This window comes from Reinekea marinisedimentorum, from assembly GCF_004341165.1.
Lineage (GTDB): Bacteria > Pseudomonadota > Gammaproteobacteria > Pseudomonadales > Natronospirillaceae > Reinekea > Reinekea marinisedimentorum.
The window spans coordinates 1-19257 of sequence record NZ_SLZR01000014.1; the positions used below are offsets into that span (position 1 = coordinate 1).

17 protein-coding genes are annotated in these 19257 nt (G+C 50.8%); 12 read left to right on the plus strand and 5 right to left on the minus strand.

Going from position 1 to position 19257, the window contains the following annotated elements; all coding sequences use genetic code 11:
- From BCF53_RS14370 to BCF53_RS14385, 4 genes are all read left to right on the plus strand, one after another.
- Positions 1-420, plus strand: a 420-nt coding sequence (locus BCF53_RS14370) for an IS30 family transposase (RefSeq protein WP_132702575.1), incomplete at its 5' end; no start/stop codon positions are given.
- Positions 421-778: 358 nt separating this feature from the next.
- Positions 779-2188 carry a diguanylate cyclase gene (locus BCF53_RS14375; protein ID WP_132702577.1) on the plus strand — a complete coding sequence of 470 codons (1410 nt, stop codon included), beginning with the start codon at positions 779-781 and terminating at the stop codon, positions 2186-2188.
- Between the two features lie 117 nt (positions 2189-2305).
- Entirely contained in the window at positions 2306-3232 is a 927-nt protein-coding gene (locus BCF53_RS14380) for an ADP-ribosylglycohydrolase family protein (protein ID WP_132702579.1), read from the plus strand.
- A 6-nt stretch (positions 3233-3238) separates the two neighbouring features.
- Positions 3239-4081 carry an NAD(+)--dinitrogen-reductase ADP-D-ribosyltransferase gene (locus BCF53_RS14385; protein WP_207902748.1) on the plus strand — a complete coding sequence of 281 codons (843 nt, stop codon included), beginning with the start codon at positions 3239-3241 and terminating at the stop codon, positions 4079-4081.
- A gap of 59 nt (positions 4082-4140) precedes the next feature.
- On the opposite strand, the gene BCF53_RS14390 is transcribed toward BCF53_RS14385, so the two are convergent.
- Positions 4141-4728 carry a P-loop nucleotide/nucleoside kinase family protein gene (locus BCF53_RS14390; RefSeq protein WP_132702583.1) on the minus strand — a complete coding sequence of 196 codons (588 nt, stop codon included), beginning with the start codon at positions 4726-4728 and terminating at the stop codon, positions 4141-4143.
- Positions 4729-4837: 109 nt separating this feature from the next.
- Between BCF53_RS14390 and BCF53_RS14395 the strand changes: the two genes are divergently transcribed.
- The 5 genes from BCF53_RS14395 to BCF53_RS14415 all read left to right on the plus strand — a co-directional run bounded on the left by BCF53_RS14395 (position 4838) and on the right by BCF53_RS14415 (position 11928).
- A complete protein-coding gene (locus BCF53_RS14395) occupies positions 4838-6436 on the plus strand; it encodes a Na/Pi cotransporter family protein (protein WP_207902749.1) in 1599 nt (532 codons plus the stop codon).
- On the plus strand, positions 6436-7593 hold the full coding sequence (locus BCF53_RS14400) for a PQQ-dependent sugar dehydrogenase (RefSeq protein WP_132702585.1): 1158 nt from the start codon (positions 6436-6438) through the stop codon (positions 7591-7593). Before BCF53_RS14395 ends, BCF53_RS14400 begins: the two co-directional genes overlap by 1 nt.
- 80 nt (positions 7594-7673) lie before the next feature.
- Positions 7674-8243 (plus strand): NnrU family protein, encoded by a 570-nt coding sequence (locus BCF53_RS14405; RefSeq protein WP_132702587.1) that lies wholly within the window; start codon positions 7674-7676, stop codon positions 8241-8243.
- A 104-nt stretch (positions 8244-8347) separates the two neighbouring features.
- Positions 8348-10423 carry a DUF4962 domain-containing protein gene (locus BCF53_RS14410; RefSeq protein ID WP_132702589.1) on the plus strand — a complete coding sequence of 692 codons (2076 nt, stop codon included), beginning with the start codon at positions 8348-8350 and terminating at the stop codon, positions 10421-10423.
- Positions 10424-10857: 434 nt separating this feature from the next.
- Positions 10858-11928: a hypothetical protein gene (locus BCF53_RS14415; protein ID WP_132702591.1), complete on the plus strand. Its 1071-nt coding sequence runs from the start codon at positions 10858-10860 to the stop codon at positions 11926-11928.
- On the opposite strand, the gene BCF53_RS14420 is transcribed toward BCF53_RS14415, so the two are convergent.
- Both BCF53_RS14420 and BCF53_RS14425 read right to left on the minus strand, forming a co-directional pair.
- Complete coding sequence (locus BCF53_RS14420) at positions 11925-12803, minus strand: AEC family transporter (RefSeq protein ID WP_132702593.1); 879 nt, start codon at positions 12801-12803, stop codon at positions 11925-11927. The two genes, BCF53_RS14415 and BCF53_RS14420, sit on opposite strands and share 4 nt — an antisense overlap.
- A gap of 40 nt (positions 12804-12843) precedes the next feature.
- Positions 12844-14016 carry a pyridoxal phosphate-dependent aminotransferase gene (locus tag BCF53_RS14425; protein WP_132702595.1) on the minus strand — a complete coding sequence of 391 codons (1173 nt, stop codon included), beginning with the start codon at positions 14014-14016 and terminating at the stop codon, positions 12844-12846.
- Positions 14017-14236: 220 nt separating this feature from the next.
- Between BCF53_RS14425 and BCF53_RS14430 the strand changes: the two genes are divergently transcribed.
- Positions 14237-15451: an IucA/IucC family protein gene (locus BCF53_RS14430; RefSeq protein WP_132702597.1), complete on the plus strand. Its 1215-nt coding sequence runs from the start codon at positions 14237-14239 to the stop codon at positions 15449-15451.
- Between the two features lie 17 nt (positions 15452-15468).
- Here the strand turns inward: BCF53_RS14430 and BCF53_RS14435 are convergent, their stop codons facing one another.
- Positions 15469-16584, minus strand: coding sequence for an alpha/beta hydrolase (locus tag BCF53_RS14435; protein WP_165901928.1), 1116 nt, complete (start codon positions 16582-16584; stop codon positions 15469-15471).
- Between the two features lie 188 nt (positions 16585-16772).
- Between BCF53_RS14435 and nfsB the strand changes: the two genes are divergently transcribed.
- On the plus strand, positions 16773-17429 hold the full coding sequence (gene nfsB / locus BCF53_RS14440) for an oxygen-insensitive NAD(P)H nitroreductase (RefSeq protein WP_132702601.1): 657 nt from the start codon (positions 16773-16775) through the stop codon (positions 17427-17429).
- A gap of 57 nt (positions 17430-17486) precedes the next feature.
- On the opposite strand, the gene BCF53_RS14445 is transcribed toward nfsB, so the two are convergent.
- On the minus strand, positions 17487-17861 hold the full coding sequence (locus BCF53_RS14445) for a nuclear transport factor 2 family protein (RefSeq protein WP_132702603.1): 375 nt from the start codon (positions 17859-17861) through the stop codon (positions 17487-17489).
- A 353-nt stretch (positions 17862-18214) separates the two neighbouring features.
- Here BCF53_RS14445 and BCF53_RS14450 point away from each other — a divergent pair, with 353 nt between their 5' ends.
- Positions 18215-19090: a DMT family transporter gene (locus BCF53_RS14450; RefSeq protein WP_132702605.1), complete on the plus strand. Its 876-nt coding sequence runs from the start codon at positions 18215-18217 to the stop codon at positions 19088-19090.
- Positions 19091-19257: the final 167 nt, after the last annotated feature.

Below are 19257 nucleotides of genomic sequence, written 5' to 3' on the forward strand. Positions count from 1 at the left end.
CACGGCCGTGGCAGCAACCACTGTATTGTTACGCTACTGGAGCGTAAAACCGGACTGGTCATGATAGGAAAGCTAGCTGACAAATCAACGAGATCACTTAACAAAAAAGTTATCCGGTTAATTGCCAGAGACCCACTTAACTTTAAGACGATAACCGCGGACAATGGTACAGAATTCCATCAATACAAAATGATCGAAGCCCGATGCCAAACCAAGTTCTATTTTGCCAACCCCTATCACTCATGGGAAAGAGGTAGTAACGAAAATGTGAATGGGCTGATCCGTCAATACCTTCCGAAAATCCAGAGCATGGAAAGCCTAACTCAACAACAATGCGACGTAATAGCAAATAAATTAAATAGCCGCCCCAGGAAAAGATACGACTACAAAACACCGGAGGAAATGTACTATGGAAAATAACTATCGGTGTCGCACTTCAAACTTGATACTAAGCTTCCTCCCAACCTTATCATTCAATTCAGCTGTATGGGTCATGAAGGCACTCCGGACTGCATATGCAATGTGTATACATAAGATAGCCAAGATTTACCGGGTAACAACCTTAATACCCTCGGCAACCGACCTATCCAGAACAAAGGCTATGCTGGCAAACGCCGGGGCGAAGCGCAGATTGATGCTAATTTCCTATATCTTCAGGCTTATCGACTGTATTTACTTATTTGAGTCAAATTGACTTGCACTGATCAATAATAGAGCTAAGGTAATACGTGCTCATTTTCAACAGCTACAATAATAAATCACTAAATGTGGGGTAAACGTGAGGGTTAAGAGGCTCAATCTGGGGCGCCTGCCGCTGATTTTTCTTATATCAGCCTTTGTCGTGCTCGACTTAACACTGCTGTTTTTGAATGTCCGCATGACCAAAAAGCTGGAGCACGACGCCCTGATTATTAATGTCACCGGTCGTCAGCGAATGCTCTCGCAGAACATCGCCAAAGATATTCTCATTATCTACAGCAACGACCTGCCGAAACTGGGTGAAAGCTATACCAGCCTGCAAAACAACACCCACACCTTTCACCAGACTCTGATAGCGCTGAAACAGGGCGGTAAGCTGTACACCCCGGAAGGCCAAACCATTGAGTTTCAGCCACTGCATGATCAGGAATCCCTGAGCATCATCGATGAAGTCTTCGCCTACTGGCAGGCCACCTATGATGCGGTCTTTCAGCTGAATGAAAACTCCCTGAATGATTCCAAACCGGTGCTGGAGCAATACATTGAAACCCACAACGAATTGATTCTTAAACTGATGAACGACCTGACCGTTCGTTCTGAACACCTTTCAAACCAAACAGCCTTCACCTTACGGCTGGCCCAGATATTTGTGTTCATCCTGGTATTTATCGACTTTCTGCTTATTGTTCATCAGCTGCAACGGGTTCGCGCAAACAACCGCCAGTTCACCCAGCAGCTGGAAATACTGCTGCAGGATATGCCGCATGCCAGCCTGCTGGTCAACGCACGGCAGGAGATCGTCTATGCCAACAAAAAATCCGAGTCCATTTTCGAGACCACTATCGAAGACTTACAGCACAAAAAACTGTCCGATTACTTCAGCGTTTCAAAGCCGTGCAGCACGATGATTTTCAACGGCCGACATTTGCAGGTGGCAGTGTCCAATGCCCTGACTATCCCAAAAGAACTGAAGCTAGTGAATCTGGTGGATGTATCCGAGGCAATGGAGTTGAAGGAAAAAATTCAGAAAGATGAACTGACCCAAACCTTCAACCGAACCGGCCTGGCTGCAGCCTATAAGCAGCTGTCTGAAAAGCACACCTCAATATGCTGCCTGTTTATCGACCTGGATCGCTTTAAAGAGGTGAACGATCGCTTTGGCCATAAAGCCGGCGACCGGGTTCTGAAGATTTTCACTAAAAGACTGACCTCCTGCCTGAAAGAGCAGGATGTTGTAGCAAGGTTGGGCGGCGACGAGTTTGTCATTCTAATGGCAACCCCACCGTCAACACAGGCCATTGAAAACCTGTGCCAGCGCTTAAAACACACCATCGCCGAAGATATCTGGATTGATGATTGCCGCTACAACCTCTCCTTCTCTATCGGCGTTCGCATTGCCGATACGCACACCGAAACGCTCGATACCATTGTGCATGACGCCGATAAAAGCATGTATCAACAGAAGTTTCAGTTCCGCCAGGCGTATTAACCCACGCCGCCCTTTCTGGTTTCAATTTTGCAACTAACCGCTGTTACAGAGTTTGGGGCTTACAATTGTCTGCTAGCTGACAACTGAGGCAATCCGAACTTAGCGGAGGGAAAAGTCATGCAGCCAAATCTGAACAGATCCAGAGGGTGTCTGGTCGGCCTTGCCATTGGTGATGCCGTGGGAACCACGCTGGAATTCCGTAAACGAGGCACCTTTGAACCCATCACCGATATGACCGGGGGCGGCCACTTCTGCCTGAAAAAAGGTTATTGGACAGACGATACCTCTATGGCGTTGTGCCTGGGCTACAGCCTGCTGGAATGCAACGGCTTTGAGCCACACGACCAAATGGAGCGCTACTGCAACTGGCTGGATAACGGCTACCTGAGCAGTATTGGCACCTGCTTTGATGTGGGTGTCACAGTGTCATCGGCACTGCGCCGCTTCCAAAAAACCGGCGAACCCTTTTCCGGCCCCAAATCGAGCTGGACCTCCGGCAATGGCTCTATTATGCGGCTGGCCCCCATTCCGGTTTATTACCAGTTCCAACCTCATGCGGCGCTGCACTATGGCGGCGAAAGCTCCCGCACCACCCATGGCTCGCCGCTGTGCATCGATGCCTGTAAATACCTTTCGGGCATTCTGCTCGAGCTGCTGAACGGAGCCTCCAAGCAGGCATTCGCTGAGGTTGACTACCAGCCCGCCACCGATGAGTTTCTGCAAATTAAGCTGGGGCACTTCCTCGAGAAGCCCTACGACAGCATTAACGGCACGGGTTACGTGGTGGAAAGCCTGGAAGCCGCGCTGTGGTGTTTCCTACAAACGGAAAGTTTTGACGAGTGTATTCTGGCCGCCGCCAACCTGGGTGACGATGCCGATACCACCGCAGCCATTGCCGGGCAGCTGGCTGGCGCTTACTATGGCTATCAGGCCATCCGCAAAGACTGGCTTGAAGCCCTGCACATGGAAGCAGACATTACAGCGTTGGCAGAAGCCCTGCTTAAGCAAGCGCCCTCGAATAAGAAAAAGGTGGCAAGTGCCTGACCATTTATGAGCATGAATAAAAAACGAATTATCGAAGTAGCTCACAACACCGAAGCCGAACTTTTAAATGAAATCGCACTCCCCATCAACCGCTGCAATGTGCCGGCACGGGTTCTGGCCAGCCTGGCTTTTCAGCGCCACCCCGTACCACTGGAAATAGACGCCATTCACAACCGCCACCCGGATTTGTTTGATGCGCTGAGTAAGGCCGACGACCACGAAAACCGCGCCGATTACTTTCGGGAATTTATGGCCTTCCGTTTTCGTCTGCCGGAAGGAAAGTACAAAGAACGCTTTAAAGACGACCCGCCCCCGCGCCCTAAAATCAATTACCGGCGTCTGTTACTTGGCTGGTTGTTCGACTCCGATAACAGCCAGGGAGCGGCATGGCGCGCCTGGGTAGAATCGAGGTTTGGATTACTCACCCGCTATCATGGCGGGCCGATTCACGGGCCGGAAACCATCGAATACATGCGCTTCCGTCAGGAGTGCGCAAAGGCCATGTACAACACCAACGAACTGGAAACACAGCTCGACTTACTTTACAGCTACTGCCAGATAGAGCTTCGCCATCATCATCCGGGAGAGACCCACCTAACGCTCTACCGTGGCTGTGACCAGCTACCGGAACACACCATCGATGGCAGAACCGTCAAGCTGTTCAATAACTTAAATTCATTTACATCCAACCCGGATGCTGCATTGAGTTTCGGTACAAAGATTGTGTCCGTACAGGTTCCATTGCAGAAGATCGCCTGTTTCGATTCGTTACTGCCGCGTGCCCTAACCGGCGAGCAGGAATATATGGTGCTGGGCGGTTTGTATGAGGTGGAAGATGAGAGAATTTAACTGCATGGTTAAGTGGTTTTGGCCGATACGCTTAACTCGCAATACCGGCCAGTGACTGTTTAGCTGTTCTCCAGCACCGTCAGAATATCCCGCATCGACTGGTCATACTCCTGCTGGCTGGAATTCTTAAACACCAGCAAATCATCCACCACATCCGGGTCATCAATGCTGGCCGGTATTTCAAAGTTCACACCGGCAATGTATTCATCCCAGTTCGCCAGCTTCCAGGTATCCCGCGGGGAGTTACGCGCAATCATCCTTTCTTTGACCACCGCAACATCGGTTTCAACCCACACCACCGTTAAACGGGCGTTCTTTTCTTGCAGCTGCGCCTTCAGATTATTAATAAACGCTTCATCACGAATTTCCCGGGTAAAGGGCGCATTAATGAGCACGATATCGTCGTATTCCAGCGCTTCCATGGCCAGCGCTAGCGTGGCATCGTACTCATAATTGCGGATGTGCTCTTCGAAAAAGTCTGAGCTGCGGTTTACCTCAACGCCGGCCACCTTGAATATCTGATGCGAAAGAACGATCAGCGTATCCTTATCCAGATAGACCACATGCTTCAGTTCTTTGGCCAGCTGTTTGGAAATGTAGGTTTTGCCACTGGCCGGCGGCGAAGTTACAAGAATCAATCGTTTCATCAGACCTTCCCTATGAATTAAATTGAGCCGCAGTTTAAAGCCTAAAGCTCTTGTTCGCACCTGCCTCAACTACACTTAATGAAACAGCGGTAGCAGCAGGGGGCAGAAAGTGAGCACGACTGCCATTGTCATTCAGGTTATGGGCGGGCTGGGTCTGTTTTTGATCGGCATGATCATTATGACCGATGGCCTGCATTCGCTGGCCGGCAATACCATTCGCCAATGGCTCATGCGGTTCACCCATTCACCGGCGTCCGGTGCCGCAACCGGCGCTATCAGTACCGCCATTCTGCAGTCTTCAAGCGCAACCACCGTTGCCGCAGTCGGCTTTGTCGGTACCGGAATTCTGAGCTTTCCTGCCGCCCTGGGCATTATCTTCGGAGCCAATATTGGCACCACCATCACCGGCTGGTTGGTTGCTCTCGTGGGCTTTAAATTACAGATTGCCACCCTGCTGCTGCCGGTTATTTTCATTGGCGCGGTACTGAAACTGTTCACCCGCGGAACGGCTGCCGCTATTGGCTATGCACTTGCAGGCCTGGGCGTAATATTCATCGGCATCAACACCCTGCAAGCCGGTATGAGCAGTCTGGAAACATTGTTCAGCTTTAACAATCTACCGGCCGATTCGTGGTTGACCCGTATTCAGTTAGTCTTCCTGGGCATTATATTTACCCTGGTTACGCAATCATCCAGCGCGGGTGTGGCATCGGCCCTAACGGCCCTATTCACTGGCCTGATCAATTTTGAGCAGGCCGCCGCGCTGGTCATCGGCATGGATATCGGCACCACCGTAACAGCCTACTTTGCCACCATCGGCGGCAGCATCGGCGCCAAACGCACCGGTTACTCCCATGTTATCTATAACCTGTTTACCGGCTTTGGCGCACTGCTCCTTATCACCCCTTACAGCAAGCTCTGGGAAGCGGTGGCTCCCGGGCAGCTGATAGAAAACGCCGAAATAGCCCTGGTTGGTTTTCACACCAGCTTTAACTTTCTGGGCGTCGTGATAGCGGTGCCGCTCACGCACCATTTCGAGCGGTTGATTGTGCGCCTGGTACCGGAAAAACAAGGCAGCTACGGGCAAATGTTAGACCCCTCTCTGCTCAGCCAGCCAGAGCTGGCATTGAATGCCTCGTTACTGGCCACGCAAGCGGACTTCTCCGCGCTGCTTCAACATACCGAACACCTGCTGTCCAACGGCCTTACCGGCGTGCGAATGGATGTTAAGCAAATGCAGAAGACCCTCGATAAAACTCAGGACTACATCGATAACATCCATTTAACACCACAGGATGAAGCACAGTGGCCCAGACTGATCGCTATCATCCACGTGCTGGATCACCTGCAACGCCTGCATGAGCGTTGCGAAGAAGATGAAGACCGCGCTGTTACCGCGCGGGATATCGAAACTCTTTTACCTTATTCGCGTCTAACGGTGGAATCCCTTCAGGCGGTTGATCAATATTTAAAGAACCATGAATGGCTACTGGTTGCGGCACAGGCCAACAAATTGCACCACGATATCCATTCGGTTCATGAAGGTTTTCGGGAAGATGTGATGAAGTCGCTGGCCCAGGGTGATATCGATATGACCCAGGCGACAGATCACTTAGAGGCCATCCGCTGGTTACGGCGGGTCAGCCGGCATTTAGACCGCATCAGCTACCATCTTGTTGAGGCCTATACGGTGACAGGAAACTTATAATGCGCAGACTAAACCCACTTACCACGACACTGTTCATATCATTGTTCAGCTTTGCCGGTGCAGGCGCTGAAACGGAGCGCTCAACGGCAATCGGTGATGTTACTGAAGCAACCGTTAATTATCGCTTGGAAGAAATAACCGATGGCCTGAACCACCCGTCATCCATCGCATTCTTAGCGGGTGGCAACTTCCTGCTGGCCGAGCGCGACCAGGGCTTAACGGTTCTGCTCAACGGGCAAAAGATCAGTGTTTCCGGATTGCCGGAGATCTATACCAGCCGCCAGGCCGGCTTGCACGATGTTGCATTACACCCCAATTTTAGCCGTAACCGTTTGATCTACTTTTCTTATTCCAGCGGCTCCCGCAGTGGCAACACCACTGCACTGGCACGAGCAAAGCTGGTTATAGACACCACACAGAAAACCGCACGTCTGGAACAGCTGGAACAGCTTTTTTACGGGCGGCCACTCAGTAAAAGCTCTGCTCATTATGGCGGGCGCATCCTGTTTTTACCCGATGGCACCCTGCTGCTAACGCTGGGCGAGGGTTACAGCTATAAAGAGCAGGCGCAGAAGCTGGATAACACCTTGGGGAAGGTGGTACGCCTGCATGATGACGGCAGCATTCCGGACGACAATCCGTTCGTGAACACCCGTGGGGCACTGCCGGAAATTTACAGCTATGGCCATCGCAACCCGCAGGGTCTAATCCTTACCGAACGCGGAGATGTGCTGCTGCATGAACACGGCCCCAGAGGCGGCGATGAAATCAACCGGCTGCAAAAGGGCAAAAACTATGGCTGGCCAGAGATTACCTACGGCATCGACTATTCCGGCGCGCCCATTTCACTGTTCACCGAAAAGCCTGGCATGCAGCAATCGATTGTGCACTATGTACCTTCCATTGCGCCCTCCGGGTTTACCCAGTACAACGGCAGCCTGTTCCCGAATTGGCAGGGCGATTTATTTCTTGGCGGGCTGGTCAGCCGGCAGGTTCGGCATATTGATATAAACGAGGATGGCAGCTTTGGCACTCAGCAAAAGCTGTTCACCGAATTAAAGCAGCGCATCCGTGATGTTGAAACGGGCCCGGATGGTGCGCTCTATTTTGTTACCGATGATAACAACGGCCGCCTTTACAGGGTGATACCGAAATAGCGAAAATTGTTCGAATAGCGGTAGCCAAACTGTCACCGATACCGCTAAGGTGGCATCCATTCAATATAAGGACTAAGCACATGATTCTGTTAATTGCAGGGCTGGTACTGTTTCTCGGTATTCATTCTGTATCTATCTTCGCTGAAGACTTCCGCAACCGCATGGCGGCTAAAAGCGAGCTGGGCTGGAAGGCGGTTTACGCGCTTATCTCGCTCGCCGGTATAGCCCTGATAGCCATCGGTTACGGCCAGGTGCGCCTGACCCCCACCTTTATCTATCAGCTGCCCTATGGCTTTCGTCATGTAACCTACCTGCTGATGCTGCCGGCCTTTATCCTGTTTGTTGCGCCCTACTTTCCCGGCAAAATCAAACAGATCACCAAACACCCGCAATTGCTCGGCGTAAAGCTGTGGGCACTGGCGCACCTTCTGGTGAATGGCATGCTGGCTGATATCGTCCTGTTTGGTGCTATTTTATTGTGGGCCGGCATTGACCGTGCCTCGCTGAAACGGCGTACGCCACGCCCTGTACCGGGTGCGCCGGTCAGCAAACTGAATGACCTGATCGCGGTCATTCTGGGCTTTGCGCTCACCGCGGCCTTTATTTTCTACCTGCATGGCAAGCTGATTGGGATTCCGTTAATCAGCTGAGGCACCAAATCAGGACATTTATTGACCTCAGGCTTCTGCTTGGTGGTGGTCTTATTGTATTATTTAATGCTTTCAATCCACACACCCATCAATCGAGGCCATAAATGTCCAGTGACAAGTCTTTTGACGCCATAAAAAAGATAAAGCTCGAAAACGATAAGTCGGCAGGTAACCTTGTAGACTGCATGCCGGTTAAAGTGCAGCAGACCGAAGTCGACCTGACCTTCCTTGATAACCTGCCAACAGCGCACCCCCGCCTGTTGGTTCAGGCAAAAGATGTTGAAGCGTTCCGCGCCAACCTGAAAAACGATCCGACGTTCTGTAAGTTCGATGCCTTCATGAACAACTCCACCAACAAGTTCATGGATACCGAACCATACGATGAGCCGAAGGCTTACCCGGAAGAGACCGTTGGCAAAGCTTCTTTGTGGCGCCCATACTGGCGTGAAATGTACGTTCAGTGCCAAATGGCGTTCAACGCCACCCGTAACCTGTCTATTGCCGGTATTATGCTGAACGATGAAGACATCATCGCCAAAGCCAAAGCCTGGACACTCAAGCTCTCTACTTACGACCCGGAAGGCGTTACCTCGCGTGGCTATAACGATGAAGCCGCGTTCCGCGTCATCGCAGCGATGGCCTGGGGTTACGACTGGCTGTACAGCTACTTCAGCGAAGAAGAGCGCGCTCAAATTCGTAATGTGCTGATCGAACGCCTTGAAGAAATTATGCACCACCTGAAAGTCACCGTAGACCTGTTAGCCAACCCGCTGAACAGCCACGGTGTGCGCTCTATTTCTTCTGCAGTTGTGCCGACCTGTATCGCACTGTACAACGAATTCCCGAAAGCCCGTGAATACATGGAATACTCCATTGAATACTACGCGGTGCATTACCCGCCTTGGGGTGGTAACGACGGTGCCTGGGCAGAAGGCCCGGATTACTGGAACACCCAAATGGCGTTCCTGGGTGAAGCATTTGACCTGATCAAGAGCTACACCAGCATCAACATGTTCAACAAAGAATTCTACAAAAACACCGGTGACTTCCCGCTGTACTGCATGCCGGTTCACTCCAAGCGTGCGAGCTTCTGTGACCAGTCATCCATCGGCGACTTCCCGGGCTTAAAACTGGCTTACAACATCAAGCACTACGCGGGTGTGAACAACAAGCCGGAATACATCTGGTACTACAACCAGCTGAAAGGCCGCGATACCGAAGCACACACCAAGTTCTACAACTACGGCTGGTGGGATTTCGGTTACGACGATCTGCGCTTCGACTACCTGTGGAACGACATGCCGGAAGTGGCACCTTCTAATGATCCTCTGCTGAAGGTATTCCCGATCACCGGTTGGGCCGCTTTCCACAGCAACATGACCAAGCGTGACGAGCACGTGCACATGGTTTACAAGTGCAGCCCGTTCGGCTCTATCAGTCACTCTCATGGTGACCAGAACGCCTTCACCCTGCACGCCTATGGCGACACTCTGGCGGCAATCACGGGCTACTACGGCGGCTTTGGTGTGGATATGCACCTGAAATGGCGTCGTCAAACCTTCGCGAAAAACCTGCCATTGTTCGATGGTAAAGGTCAGTATGCGGAGAACACCTCGTCTAAGTTTGAAGGTCACCAGGATCGCTACTGCATTGAAGCCGGCGGCAACATCGTTGACTACAACACCGAAGCCGACGTTAAGTTTGTTGAAGGTGATGCGACTTCTTCTTACCAGTTCTTCAACCCAGAGCTTGAAAGCTACAAGCGTAAAATCTGGTTCGCCAAAGGTAAGGTATTTGTGATTCGCGATACCGCGACCATGAAGGTTGAACAAGACCTGACCTGGAACATGCATACCACGTTCGCAACTGAAACCGCTGAAAACAGCTTCAAGATCATTGGTGAAAACGCCACTCTGGATGTTCTGTTCATCAACGATTGCACCAGCAACCTGGCGTCTATCGAAAACGTAGAAGGCTTCGGTGAAGTTGATCCGGCTGAATACAAAGACATGGAAATCCACCGCCACGTTGAAGCCAAGTTTAAACCGGCTAAAGAACACAACATTTTGACCCTGCTGGTACCAAGCAAAGCAGGCGAAAAAGCAGATGTGACTTACAAACTGGACGGTAACAAGCTGGAACTGACAATCGACGGTGACGTTGTTGCTATTGACCTGTAGTTATTGATCTGTAGTTTTAGATCTGCAGTGATAAAACTTTAATTAACCTCAGCTGTTAATTTAAAAATAGAGGCCGCACATTTGCGGCCTTTTTTGCGTCCAGTTTATTCCCCGGCTCTGAGTACATGCCTTTTATATCGTGCCCCTTTTACAGGAAACGGAAAGCGGCAGAAGCGTAATGCACCGCGGGCAAGAACAAGTTAAATGCCATCACCACGCCAAAATATTGACCAAACGACAGTTCTGACAGACCACCGGTCAACAAGTCTTAACTTAAGCGATGAGGTTTCTGCTCGCCATAGCTCACTTTGTTTCTATACTGAAACCAATACCGGTTGAGACTGTGGTTCAAACACATCGACAAATAAATTAGGGACTACAAAAGACTCTGGTGATTCGAATAATCACTTTCTGACCATTTTTACTGAGACTGCATGCTGCGCAACATTCCGTTTACTTGTTTTATTTTATTTTTTTCATCACTGACAACAGCAGAAGTTAACCTCTCCGGCTTTGGCACCCTGGCGCTTGGCATTGCCGATGGCGATTCTGCCGGCAGCTTCGGTTCTGCGGACGGATATTCAGACAGCTTTTCTCTGGCACCCAACACCTTTATTGGCGGTCAGCTGTTTGCCGACATTTACGGCAACCTCGATGCCGTTGTGCAAGCCACGGTAGATGCCGAGCGAGGCTGGGATGACGCGGATAATATCGATGCCGACCTCACCTGGGCGTTTTTAAGCTATCGGTTTAACGACCACTGGCAGCTGCAGGCTGGCCGCCAGCGCATGCCGCACTATGCCTATTCAGATCAACTATTGATTTCCTATGCCTACCATTGGATCAATGCTCCCGGGCAACTTTACAACGCACCCTTTAACAGTTTTAACGGTGTGAGCCTGCTCAACAGCTTTGATGCCGGTGCGGTCTACCTTTCATCCCAGTTGGTTTATGGCGAAGAGCCGGATTCCGAAAACGATATCGGTAAGCAGTACAGCCAAATCTGGGGAGGCCGTCTCTCCGCCAGCTACCAGTGGCTAACGGCGACTGTGGCTTATTTTGCGTTTGATGAGCAATTTGAAGTGAACCGACCTGCGGGGCCGGGGCCGGGGCCGGGGCCGGGGCCAGCAAACCAAACTCAGGTTATCGAAGGCACCCTGAAAAGCTGGGATTTTGCACTGAAAGCCGAGGCCGGCGACTGGCTGATTTTAGCCGAAATCACCAGTGTTGACCTTAGAGATCTGGGCGATCGCTATGGAATTAGGCAGCCGGTGATGCTGTCGGTTGCGAAGAACATCGGTGCGTTCACCCCCCATGTCAGCTTGGGTTATAACCGCGAACTCGACTTTGGTAATGACGATTCCGTGTCACCCTTTGCCATCATTGGCAGCCGCTGGGATTTTTCAAATAAGGCGGCACTGAAGGCTGAGATATCAACAGAAGAAGATGAAGAAGGGCGCACCAGACACGCCTTTGAAGCCGCGCTGGTATTTGCCATTTTTTAACCCAGCCGCAACGCCAGCAACAGTACCAGCGGCAACGTAACAACGGTCAACAAATTACTGACCAGCACGACGGATGCCACACTTGCCGGCTCAATATTGAAGCGCTCGGCGAACATATAATTCATCACCGCTGGCGGCAGCATGGTAAACAGCACCATCATCTGAATCTGCATGCTTGGCAAGGGTATAAACAACCAGATCACCAATAACGATACCGCGCCGGTGAGCAACGAAAGCCCGGTACCCATTAACCCCGCTTTAATGCCACTGACCCTGATGTTACACATCTGCGCACCCAGAGAAATCAACATAATCGGCACAGCGGCCTGGCCCAGCAAGGCGGTTCCGTCGATGAGCGGTTGCCAAACATCGACATGAGCAATATCTAACGCCAATGCCAGCACCGATGCTAAAAATACCGGCATTTTAACCAGCTGACGGAACGGATTACCTTTACTCAAAATGGATAAACCCAGGCTGGCATGCAGAACAGTGGAGACAACAAACAGCAGAATGGCTGCGGCTAAAGCAACGTCACCAAAGGTATAGGTAAACAGCGGAATGGCCAGGTTACCGCTGTTACGAAACATATTTGGCGGTGCCCAGGTTCGGTAATTTAATTTCAGAACTTTGCTGATCGGAATCATCAGTAAGCCGGGCAGCAGCACCGCGACCAATGCAGCACTGAACAACGGTACCTGCGATATATCCAGCGGAATGGCCACCAGCGATGAAAACACCAGTGCCGGGCAGAATACATCCATATTCAATCGGTTCATGGCGCTGAGATCGGGTTTCAGCCAACGGCCAATGGCAAAACCGATAAACGCAATAAAGAAAATCGGAAACAGTATGCCTACAACTTGATTTAACATAAGTGCCTTAGAATGGGTTCGAAAAACAAGGTTTAAATCGCTAACGGGCTAACAGGAAGTTACGCAGTCGATGCAAGGCGTTTTGCAAAGCGTCATGATTGGCACCATAGCAAACCCGCAAGTGTCCGCGCCCTGCTTTACCAAAGGCTTCACCGGGTGCAACGCCAACTTTGGCCGTTTCAATCATGTCCAGAATAAAGGGTTGGCTATTATCTGCCAAACCCTCGACCTTTAGAAATGCATAAAAGGTCGCGGGTGTTTCATACAGAGTCACACCGCGAATGCCGGTTAAAGCACGTTGCGTCATCTCGCGGGAAACACGAAAGCGCTCAACCGTTTGCTGCAGAAACACCTCGCCTTTTTCGATTGCGGCAATCCCTGCGGCCTGCACAAACGCTGGCGCGCAGGAGACATTAAACTCAATCAGCTTGGTGATGGTGGGTCGTACCGCTTTTGGCACCGTCAGCCAGCCCAAACGCCAGCCGGTCATGCACCAGGCTTTGGAAAAACTGTTGCAGACAATAATGGTGTCAGACTCACTCATGTGTGAACAGAACGATGGCGCGCACCTCTGCTGATAGACATGGCGGTTATACACCTCATCGGAAATAATCCAGAAACCCAACTCACGCGACAGCGCGGTTAGCTGCTGAATCTGCTCATCACTGGCCATCCAGCCGGTCGGGTTACAGGGCGAGTTAATAATTAACGCTCTGGCCCCTTTCAGCACTGTACGCAGTGCATCGATATCCAACTGATAACTGCCACCGGCGGCGCTCAACGGAAACTCGACAACCTCGGCACCAAGCAACCTGGGAATTGCCGTCAAAACAGGGTAAGCCGGCGACAATACCACAACGCGATCTTCCGGCTTAACAATGGTTTGCGCTGCCAGCATGACCGCATTGGTACCGGACAGCGTTACAACAATATTTTCCGCACTGAAGCTTCGGCTAAACAGTCGGTTCTGGTAATCCGCCAGCGTTTCACGCAATGCCGGCAGACCATTATTCGGGGTATAGAGTGTCTCGCCTTTATTCAGGCTTTCAATGGCCGCCCGGCTGATGAAATCCGGAGTACTGATATCTGACTCACCAAACCATAAAGGCGTTACACCAGGCTGACTCATGCCAAAGTTCGCAATCGCCCTAATGGCAGATTCTTCCAGGCTGCCGGCAACCGGGCTGATATTACAGACAAGATTTGAATCCATGGAGATTCCTTAATTGATCAAAACTAAGCAGAGTTCAGGCTAGGGATAAAATCAATGCAGACCCGCCGGCGCTCAGTAAGCGGAATTGAGGAGAATAAGCACTGTGGAGATTTTGGCAGAAAAATCAATCCTGAACAAAAATAGTCATACTACTTATTGAGTATTGTTCTCCTTTCGGTATGGTTACCGTTCAATTAAATCTCTAAAAGAAGTACCGAGTATGCAGCTACCCAGCCTTTACTATCTTGAGCGTTACCGAAACAAAGGCACACGCACTTACAGCAAGCACTCTGAGTTTACAGAGGCCGCCGCCAGCTATCAGCCGGAATCCCAGAATGATCAGTTCAATATGAAGGTTTATGAACTGCCAACAAGTGCCGTTAATGTCTATATGGCCAACCCGGATGAAGATTTACTGCAGCGCTTTTTAAATGGAAACACCGTCAACTTTCATGTACACCCGCAGGTGCTTGAACAGTACCCTGAAGATCCTTACTTAAAGTCGATCCGGGCATCCGCGCTGAACGAAACCTCTCAGGCGGTCATCCCAAGCTCTTCTACGCGCACGCTCTTTGTAGTTGACGATGTTCCGCATGCGGTGAAGGTGCACTTTCCTTTTAAAGTCAGCCGCTACACCCGCAAAATGCGCGATGAGGTCGTTGAGCAGGCTGTGGTGGTTTCTGAAGAGATGGAACAGAACATCCGTAAGCTGCCGGCAGACTTCGCCTTTTTACGCGAAGTCATCGGCATTACCGTGAAGGAAACCGATGCCGCCAACCAGCGCCCGGAAAACTGGGGCTTTGTTGTCCGCGATATGGCGCCCTTCCCTAAAGTCAGAGAGCAACGCAGCCTTGTACCGGGCTTTGCTCTGTATGGTGAAGACTGCAATACAGAAGGTGAAGCGCCCCTGTTGGTCTCATTAATAGCAGACTCCGAGCCGGTCGGTTATGTGCTGGAAAACATCATGCTGCCAATTATTCGCCACTGGCTGGAATGCTTTAAAGCCTTTGGCTACATGCTCGAGCCGCACGGTCAAAATGTTTTGCTCGAGTTGGATACCAACAACACCATCACCCGTATCGTGCACCGTGATTTGAGCGTCGGTATCGATTTGCGCCGCCGGGCAGAGCTGAACTTAAGTAATGAAAAACTGAACGACTACAACCGCATGGAAGACAGCGCCTTCCAGAGTATTACCTTTGATAAGTTCATCGGTGGCCACTTTTTTGACCGGTTGGTACAGTGCTGCCTGGAAAACTACAACGGCATTACCGAATCTGACTTTACCGAACCCTGCCGGGCCGAATTTGCCAAGGTATTTCCGGAATACCGGAGCTACTTCCCGGAAACAGTCTGGTACTACAGCGAACAACGCGACCAGTACAACAAGCCATTAAATGAAGATACCGGAGAAACACCCAAGTGGCGGCCTTAAAGGCTGCCCTTGCGTTGCTATTTGACTCCGGCAGATAGAACCTCCACCCGTTCCAGGCTCTGAGAAAGCGACAACAGAATCGAATCGGCCAGATTGAGCGTTAAACGTTCCTCTTCCAGATCGTTGATGGTGTCGCTGACGGTCGATAATACCAACGGGCTTTCGGCAAACTTTAAGTGCCTTGTCTTGTCCCGGGTTTTCAACTCCGTTGAATCAATGACCAACAGGTCTTCTACATTGGTCTGCATGATTTGACGGTATTTTTCCTCATTAACATCAATCGCACCCAGGCGATCAGCGTCACCCGCCAGAATTCTCGACAAGCTCAGTGCTTTATCGTCGGATGAAATAACAATGGTGAAGAATGGCCGGGTGCCGGTTAGGGCACTCATCTGAGATCTAAAAACGTCCACGCCGATATCCGGTGATGCCAGAATGACGTTGGTAATCTTGGGGTTCACATTGCCATCGTTGCGTATTGCCATCTGCCGTAACGCCTCGACCGTCAACCAGCTGCCCATTGAGTGCGCAAGAATGGCGATCTCGTCAATATCGTCGCTGTCGGCAGCCATCTGCAACAGCATCTCCAGCGTATCACGCGAAATGGTGGCGCTTTCTTTATCGTACAGATAGGAGTTCAACTTACCGCGAGAAGGCCAGCTGAACAGCACCGGCATGGCCTCTACTTTTAAGTCGTAGCTCAATTGCGCCAGGCTGTACAGCGCCGTGCCGTAATGCACATTAAAGCCATGAACAAAGATAAACAGCTTATTGGTATGCTGTTCTTCAGAAAACCAATCCGGAACTTCACCGGGCTGCAGAGACTGTATTTGCGTCACCGCAAAGTCTTTGCTCAAGTCTGGCGTGCCTTTGCGTGAATAGCTGAACTCACCGAGCTGATGCTCCAATGGGATAGCCACGGTCGCCGCCTTGATCGTAAATCCTTCTGCCCGCTCACCGTTGTAAAGCACGCCGCCCTCGTCGGTCTCCATTCGGGTCGAAACAGTCAGCAGGTTAATGTGCTCCTGTTCTGCATTGAAAGGTTCTACCGGTGTTAATACCACCTGCTTGTTGGCACAGCTGCTGATGAACACGATCACGGCCAGCAAGCCGACCCTGCACAGAACCTTCATTCCCATAAACTCAATACCTGCTTTTAGGTTAAAACTATTTAAAGCCGCCTATTGATCCATAAAGAGCGATGGAATAACAGTCGTATACCTTGAGTAATGACTTTTGGCCGGCTCTTGTTATTGCTCAAGGCGCCTCTATTATAGACCCTTCAAACAATAAGCAGCCTACCTGATAATGGGAGCCACCAATGAACTTAAGTGAAATCGTCAAAACACGTTATTCCACTAAAGAATTCGATGCCGATAAGAAGATCTCAGCGGAAGATTTTGCCCAGATTAAAGACGCCCTGCGCTATGCGCCATCCAGCGTGAACAGCCAGCCCTGGCATTTTATTATTGCCTCCAGCGAAGAAGGCAAAAGCCGCATGGCCAAGGGTACAGAAGGCACATTCGCCTTCAACGCTCCTAAAATTCTCAACGCCTCTCATGTGGTATTGCTCGCTGCCCGAACCAGCATTGACGATGACTACATTGAACACATTCTGGAAATTGAAGATGAAGACGGCCGCTTTGCCGACCCATCGTTCAAAGAAACCGTGAATGCCGGCCGCGTTAAGTTTGTCGGCATTCACCGTGATCAACTCAAAGACATGGATCACTGGATGCAAAAGCAGGTTTACCTGAATATGGGTTCACTGCTGCTGGCCGCTGCAACCATCGGCGTTGATGCCGTTCCAATGGAAGGCGTCAGCCTGCCGGCCTTGAATGAAGAGTTCGGACTGCTGGAGAAAGGCTTCACCGCTGTGGGTGTGGTCTCCTTCGGTTACCGCGCGGAATCAGACTTTAACGCCAACCTGCCTAAGTCACGCCTGCCGGAAGAAGAAGTCTTCACTATTCTCGACTGACCGACCTTAGCTTAAAGCCCTGCGTAAACCCGGGGCTTTCTCGCAATCCATTGAGTTTCAGGTTCGATCCGACCATTTCCGGCGCCATTCCGGCGGCTCGTATTCCTCCGGCCAAAACTCTTTCTGCTGAACAATCTTCCCGTTGCGGACTGTATGGAAGCTGATCACCCGCGCTTTTACTTTGCCATCGGTGATGATTACATCTGAAACAACACGCTCACCTTCGGCGATAATATCCTGAACATCGAAACGCCAGATGCCGTCAGACGGATAGAACTCGTTAACCGCGATAAAGTTTTCCTTTCCGCGTATCACCTCATTCGACATTGGCCAGTAACACACATACTCTTCGGCCAGCAGCTCGGCCGCCAACCGGAAGTTATTGGTCTTCATTCGTAACCAAAAATCAAAGATCAGTGAATGCGCGTCCATCTCATTTCCTTCAGGTGAGTTACAGCAGGCTGCCGACATAGACTGTAAATTTAACATACAGTGTTAAAAAACACTGCACAGAAACTAACACCGAATGAATTTGCCGGCTCCGCGCACAACAATCCCAAATACTGGCCTGCAAACGCCTAAGTTTTGCGCGTACGAGCGCTGAAAACGGACTCTCGGCCCATCAAAAAACAACACCTCACCAAAATTTTCATCGCTACCCCCCTAATATCGGCCTCTTTTAGATTAAAAAACACCCACTAGTAAAATTACCATATTGGATAGCCTTACCAGCACTGATATGATGCCGGCAAAATTTCTACTTTCTATTTTTCGGAGGCATTCTTGTGGCTTATCTCATTGGTGTTACCTGCCTGTGGGCATTCTCTTTCAGTCTTATCGGGGTTTATCTGGCCGGCCAGGTGGATGGCTGGTTTTCCGTTCTGACACGCACGGCACTGGCAGCGCTGGTCTTTGCCCCCATGCTTAAGCCGAAGAGCGTCCCCATGAAGACCGCGCTGAAGCTGATGTCTATCGGTGCCATTCAACTGGGGCTGATGTACTGCTTTTACTATCAGTCGTTCCTGTATCTCTCAGTGCCTGAAGTACTGTTGTTTACGGTGATGACGCCTGTTTATGTCACTCTGTTCAGCGATGCTGCCGAAAGAAAGTTCAACCCGAGCTTCTTTCTCTATGCTGCCATTGCCGTGCTCGGTGCAGTTGCCATTCGCTACAACGGTATCGATTCCGGCTTTTTATTCGGGTTCTTCCTGGTGCAAATGGCAAACCTGTGTTTTGCCATTGGCCAGGTAAGCTATAAGCGATTGATCTCCACTCAGGTGCAGTCGCTAAGCCAATCCACCGTATTTGGCTGGTTTTTCCTCGGCGCACTTTTGGTTGCAATCGTTGCCTTTGCTCTGTTCGGCAACCCGGAAAAACTGCCTACCACCGGTTTACAATGGGGCATTCTGATCTACCTGGGCACGGTGGCTTCCGGCCTTGGCTACTTCTTCTGGAACAAGGGTGCAACGATAGTCAACGTTGGCGCGCTGGCGGTTGCAAACAACCTGCTGATTCCGGCCGGCATTCTGGTTAATGTCGTGATCTGGAACCGCGACGCAGACCTCTTCCGCCTGGCCATCGGCGCGGCGATCATTGTCTCCTCACTGCTGCTGAACCAATGGCAGGTTAAGAAGCGCAGCCCACTGGCTAAAACTGCCTGATATCCCTTCAAAACCGGCCAGAACCTCTGCGCGAAACTGGCCGGTTTCGAATTTGATTCAAATCAAGGTGGGTTTATTTATTGAAAAAACCCTGCCTTGCCGCTTTACAGACAACCCGTTCGGGACTTGTTCAAAATTCCTTCCAGGCTGGCACTATTGGCACTAAA